Annotated in this window: 6 protein-coding genes; 2 read left to right on the forward strand and 4 right to left on the reverse strand. The window is 48.3% G+C overall.

Annotated features, from left to right (window positions below):
- Positions 1 to 202: 202 nt before the first annotated feature.
- The 3 genes from pgl to gnd are packed head-to-tail and all read right to left on the reverse strand — an operon-like array spanning position 203 to position 3,294.
- Positions 203 to 898 (reverse strand): 6-phosphogluconolactonase, encoded by a 696-nt coding sequence (gene pgl, locus BOW51_RS06620; RefSeq protein WP_078477006.1) that lies wholly within the window; start codon positions 896 to 898, stop codon positions 203 to 205.
- Positions 895 to 2,379 (reverse strand): glucose-6-phosphate dehydrogenase, encoded by a 1,485-nt coding sequence (gene zwf, locus BOW51_RS06625; RefSeq protein WP_370738159.1) that lies wholly within the window; start codon positions 2,377 to 2,379, stop codon positions 895 to 897. The genes pgl and zwf overlap by 4 nt, the downstream gene beginning before the upstream one ends.
- 3 nt (positions 2,380 to 2,382) lie before the next feature.
- Positions 2,383 to 3,294, reverse strand: coding sequence for a phosphogluconate dehydrogenase (NAD(+)-dependent, decarboxylating) (gene gnd / locus BOW51_RS06630; RefSeq protein WP_078477007.1), 912 nt, complete (start codon positions 3,292 to 3,294; stop codon positions 2,383 to 2,385).
- A gap of 202 nt (positions 3,295 to 3,496) precedes the next feature.
- Here gnd and BOW51_RS06635 point away from each other — a divergent pair, with 202 nt between their 5' ends.
- Both BOW51_RS06635 and BOW51_RS11640 read left to right on the forward strand, forming a co-directional pair.
- A complete protein-coding gene (locus BOW51_RS06635) occupies positions 3,497 to 4,195 on the forward strand; it encodes a protoglobin domain-containing protein (protein ID WP_245828574.1) in 699 nt (232 codons plus the stop codon).
- Entirely contained in the window at positions 4,196 to 4,564 is a 369-nt protein-coding gene (locus BOW51_RS11640; RefSeq protein ID WP_245828577.1) for a GGDEF domain-containing protein, read from the forward strand.
- 225 nt (positions 4,565 to 4,789) lie between these two features.
- Here the strand turns inward: BOW51_RS11640 and BOW51_RS06645 are convergent, their stop codons facing one another.
- Positions 4,790 to 5,617, reverse strand: coding sequence for a universal stress protein (locus BOW51_RS06645; RefSeq protein WP_078477008.1), 828 nt, complete (start codon positions 5,615 to 5,617; stop codon positions 4,790 to 4,792).
- Positions 5,618 to 6,066: the final 449 nt, after the last annotated feature.

Below are 6,066 nucleotides of genomic sequence, written 5' to 3' on the forward strand. Positions count from 1 at the left end.
CAATCAGCGATAGCAGCAGATGAACCCATGATGGCAGCGATAGCTGCAGCAGTAATAATCTTTTTCATTTGAATCTCCAAAAATGTTTAAAAAGTAATAAAGTTAAAAATCGTTTTTGATGCGGGCTTGGTGCCTCGTTTCAATGGAGATAAGTATATTCTGATATTGCAATATTTATTTTTATTGGCGATATAAGCTTTTCTTATTCTTCTTTTTCAGTGAGGTCTGTATATAGATCAACACCATTAACCGGTGTAATTGCACTGACGGGTAGATCTACACCTGATTCCCACAGCTCGAGCGCCCTGCTCTTTGTTTCGCCAGTCGCGAGGAAGCAGACATGTTCACTGCGGCTCAACCTGGATGCACTGAGGGAGATACGTTGAGGCGGTTGTTTTGACGCATTCTTGATTGCGAGTACATCCGGAGATTCAGTTGTTATGCCCAATTCATTTCCGGGGAAGAGACTGGCTGTGTGGCCATCTTTACCTATACCCAGTAATACAAGATCAAAATTCACCACTGTCGCAATCGTCTGCCGATAGTGCATGGCTCCCTGCTCTGCTCCCAGCTCTGCCGGGATCCGGAATATCTTCTCTGGAGGAATAGCGACATGATTAAACCAGGCAGAACGGGCCATTGTGTCATTGCGATCAGGATCATCTACAGGAAGACAGCGTTCATCACCAAAGTAGATGAACCAGTGTTCCCAGTCGGTATCGAGATGCACCAACTTTCTATATAAAGCTTCCGGCGTTCTTCCACCTGCAAGTACGATTCTGAAATTACCATGTTGTCTGATTGCATCATCGGCAACTTGTCCGATTCGATCAAACAGCTCTTTCAATAGCGCGTCTTGCTGTTCAAAAACGTGCCTGCGGACTATTTGTTTAGTCATGCCTGCTCGATCTGGTTACGCCAGTTCTGGTCGTCGCTGTCGAACAGACGGGTTGCTTCCTCCGGCCCCCAACTGCCTGCCGGGTAGGTGTGAACATAACTGTCAGCAGCTGCCCAGTGACGCAGTATCGGGTCTACAACCTGCCATGCCCATTCAACTTCGTCGAAGCGGATAAACAGACTCCTGTCACCGTCAATAATATCGAGCAGCAGGGTTTCATACGCATCCAGGGAAGCTTCACCCTCATCACGGTAAGGCGCTTTGAGGTCGACCCTGCGTGTATTCATGTCCAGCCCGGGTTCTTTTGCATGCATCTCGATATGCATACACTCATGCGGCTGAATCGCCAGTACAATCCAGTTTGGTTCAATATTCTGTAACGATGTGTTCTGGAACAACTGCTGTGGCGGATGTTTGAAACGAATAAAGATCGAGGTCATCTTCTGTTGCAGGCGTTTACCCGTGCGCAGATAGAAAGGCACACCCTTCCAGCGCCAGTTATCTATATAGAACTTCGCGGCAACATAGGTTTCCGTGGTTGAATCGTCTGCGACATTCTCTTCCTCACGGTATGCGACTGCCTCTTCATCACCTGCTGTTCCTGCACTGTACTGTGCGCGTATGGCATAACTGTTGACTGCTTCACGCGGTATTGTTCGGATGGAACGCAGTACTTTGACCTTTTCATCCTGCAAGGCGTCTGCATCCAGTGTTGCCGGGGGTTCCATCGCCATAACGGTTAAGAGCTGCATCATGTGGTTCTGCAACATATCTTTGAGCGCACCGCTACTGTCAAAATAGCCGGCACGTGAGTCGATTCCTTTATCCTCTGCCACGGTAATCTGCACATGGTCTATATAGTTACGGTTCCAGATCGGCTCAATCAGGCTGTTGGCAAAACGGAATACCATCAGGTTCTGTACCGTCTCTTTGCCAAGGTAATGGTCAATACGATAGATCTGATCCTCATCAAAGTGTTGATGCAGCCGCATGTTCAGCATGCGCGCACTCTCGAGATCTTCACCAAAGGGCTTTTCAACTACAATGCGGTGCCGAGCGACCTTGCCGCTAAAGCCTGCGTTGTGAAGATGGGTGACAACGTTGAGAAAATCAGCCGGGCGTATGGCCAGGTAAAAAACAATATTTTCACAAACACCCGATTTGGGCCTGGATAAAGCCTCCATCAGGGAGTCATAGGCTTCCGGCTGGGCGTAATCACCACGTACATAAGTAAAGCGCTCGATCAGCCTGGAAGCAATATCCATATCAAAAGCATCGCCAAGCTTCTCCTGCAATGCCAGTTGCATATGCTCCGCCCAGTCACCCTGACTCCAGTCACGCCGCGCAAGTGCGATGAATTCCAGCGCGTCCGCAAGACGGTCGGCCTTCTCAAGATGGTAAAGTGCCGGCAGCAGCTTGATTGTTGTCAGGTTGCCGGTGGCACCGAAAATAACAAAATGGCAGGGTGAGATAGTATCCACGAATCAGCTCTCTTTCTTGATGGCGTGTCCACCAAAACCCTTGCGCATCATCGCCAGCATCTTGTTGCCGTAATCACCTTTGCCCTGCGAACTAAAACGCATCATGGTCGCAAGGGAAATCACGGGTGCCGGAACGCCCTGCTCAACCGCCTCGATTGCCGTCCAGCGACCCTCGCCCGAGTCAGCCACGAATGGTTCAAGCTCTTCAAGCTCCTGGTCTTCGGCAAGGAAATCCGCGCTTAAATCAAGTAGCCAGCTGCGTACAACACTACCGTGCCGCCACATCTCGGCAACTGCACCTAGGTCAATGGCAAAATCATCGCGTGACTTCATCAGGGCGAAGCCCTCTGCATAAGCCTGCATCATGCCGTATTCAATCCCGTTATGAACCATCTTGACGTAATGCCCACTTCCGGCTGGCCCGCAATGCAGCCAACCCTTGTCAGGCGCTGGGGCCAGTGCTTTCAGGAGAGTGGCGATTCTCTGTATTGCATAATCATCACCCCCGACCATCAGGGCGTAACCGTTTTCCAGCCCCCACACACCACCAGATACACCGGCATCAACATAATGAATACCGTTTGACTGTACCTTCTCTGCCCGTCGCATTGAATCCTTGAACCAGGAGTTGGCACCGTCTACCAGAATGTCATCCTTGTCGAGCAAGGGCAGCACCTGGTCAATCGCATCCTCGGTGATTTTTCCTGCGGGCAACATCAACCAGACGACTCTTGGTGACTCCAGCTGTGCAACCAGGGCCGGTATCGATTCGGCGACCTCAAACCCAGTTTCATCGGCCAGTTCCCTGGTAGTTGCGAGCGTGCGGTTATGTCCGACAACCTCGATATCTGCCCTGCGCAGACGACGAGCCATGTTGCCACCCATGCGGCCAAGACCAACAATGCCGAGTTTCATCGACGTATCTCCGGTGAATATTCTTTAATAGCCCTATTTCACGGCAACGGGATGCATCTGTCAAAAGAGATCGCATTTATGAGAAAGAAATGCACGTCTGTTTCTCAAAAAAATAGTAGGCTTAGTAGAATAGTTCGTATCAACATAATTATAGATAGGAACTAATGCGTATATTCCTATCGGCTGTGACAGGGGAAAAAGATTGAGACGTACCAACCAGACGCTACTTGAGCAGATGCAGCTTAGTGATGTAGAAATAACGCGTCGCAAGCAATTACTCGGTCTTGATCTGGAAACATGCAACACCTTATCCGGTCACAAGTTCCTTATTGAAGATACCGTCGATGAAATCGTTAACGAGTTTTATGAGAAACAGACCGCAATCGATGAAATCGCCCTGCTGATCGGTGACGCCGATACCCTCCTCAGGCTACGTAATGCTCAACGCAAGTATATTATCGACCTGTTTAGCGGTAATTATGGTAGTGAATATGTCAATGATCGCTTACGCATCGGCATGGTTCATAAAAGGATTGGGGTGGAACCCAAGCTCTATCTTTCTGCTGTTTTGACCCTTAAAGAAACACTCGTCAAGACACTGAAAGCCAATATTGAGAGTGAAGAGCTGTTAGCTTCAACACTGGACGCGTTGGACAGGCTGATATATTTCGATACCACCCTGGTGTTTGATACCTACATTGACAGCCTCGTCGGTGAAATTGAAAGCGCAAAAAGAATAACCGAAGAGTATGCGAAAAGCCTCGAAGAGAAAGTGGCAGAAAGAACGCAGCAACTGGAAATGCTGGCAAAACTTGATCCACTGACAGACATCTACAACCAACGGGCCATGCAGGAGGCATTAAAACGCGAGCTTGCAGCAGCAAAAAGACGTAAAACCTAATTGTCATTTGTCTATATCGACATTGATCATTTCAAGGAAATCAATGACAAACATGGCCACGTAAAGGGTGACGAGGTACTTAAATTCGTGGGGCACGTGCTAAAAAAGTACTTAAGAGAGATAGATGTTCCATGCCGCTATGGAGGAGACGAATTCTGTTTGATACTCCCTGAATGCAACAGTAAGAATGCCAAAATTCTTTGCAAAAGAATCATCCATGCATTTTCCGAGAGATATCCTGATTTCTCTCTCAGCGTAGGAATAGCTGAAACAGGTAACGAATCATATATTGATGGCGATGCTCTGATTCACAATGCAGACGAAAAGATGTGCCTGGCAAAGAAAGATGAAGGATCACAAATAAGGTAATTTAGAAATACTGCGAATAGAACTCATTTTTGAACAGACCGTATTTATCGTCATCAGAAGAGAAACAGTCCTGTCTTTTATTACCTCGTTGGATAATATGAAGCGAAACTTCAGGAAGTGAGATGCGTTGACGTCTCGGCAAGATTTGATCCTCCTTGATCAACACTTTCGACTAAATCAAATAACGTGGTCTGTCCCCTATTATTTTCCTGCCCCCTATTATTTTCAATGAGACATGATGACCGGGACCAGCATGCTCGACAGCAATGTTTTGGTGACACCGCCAAAAATCTTTTGCTGTAGGCTTGGTGTTCCATAACCACCCATCACCAGCAAATCAATATCATTGTCAGCAATTGCATTTTCAATGATAACGGCGACGTCCGAGGTGCCTGCATAGACCCGTTTCAAGGAGACATTCAAGCCATGGTGCTGCAAATGTTTCACCAAGTGTTCTGCCAGCACTTCTCCCTTGGCCACTTTCTGCAATTCTGTCCTGACCACGATGATGGTGATGTCGTCGATACCTTTCAGTATCGGCAAGGCATCGTGAACGGACCGGGTCACTGATGGTGTTCCGTCGTAGGCAATCATCGCTTTACGACATGGAACGTGATGTGCGCCGATGTAGGGCATGAAAAACACCGGACGCCCGGATAACAGCAGAACCTGCTCGGCCAACTCCTGCTGCATGCCGGCATGAGGACTGGCCGGGTTGGCCTGGCGCAAAACCACCAAGTCAAAATTGCGTGCGAACTGGGCAACTTTTTTTACAGCCACTGCTTTTTTTTCAGAAATTGTGCGGCTGTCAGACTCAATATTGCACTCTTTTGCCAACGTATTAAACTCGGCAATACGCTCTTTAGCCGCATCTTTCGCCATCTCCCTGCGCACTATCGGGTCTTTCACCCGGATACCCTTGGGCACGAGTGTATCGAGCGTGACAGCAGTGACTCGGGCACCTAGCCTTGCCGCCATTTGCAAGACTGTCGTTGTGCGCTCATGATTTGAATTGCCATCATCCAGATAAAGCAGAATATCCCTGTAGCTCATAATATCTCCCAATCAGGCCGTGGAATTCCGGCAAACACCACACCAGGTGATGATTCCCGGTAAAAACCGGATGATAAAGTGCCCATTCCATAATGGACAGGATCAAATCGCCACCTGCTTGCATGGTGCATTGCCCGTCACTTGCCAGCGCCTGATTTCCGTGCGAAATCACTAATCAGGGGCAACGCCTCTTCCATGTGATCGAAGGGTAATATTCGGGGACATAATATTCGTATTCGGGGACAGACCACGTTTTCTTCATAATGATGAGGGACTTCAGGAAGAGATATACACCGCCGTCTCGGTAAGATCTGATCCTCCTTGATCAAGCATTTCGACTAGATTAAAAAAAACCAAGCGTGTCTTTGATCTCGTGATGTAAAACGGGACATCCAAGTCTCCCTTTTACACTCGATCTTCGACAGCCTTTATTGCCCCGGACGCCCTGC

The sequence above is a fragment of the Solemya elarraichensis gill symbiont genome, from assembly GCF_002021095.1.
Lineage (GTDB): Bacteria > Pseudomonadota > Gammaproteobacteria > Chromatiales > Chromatiaceae.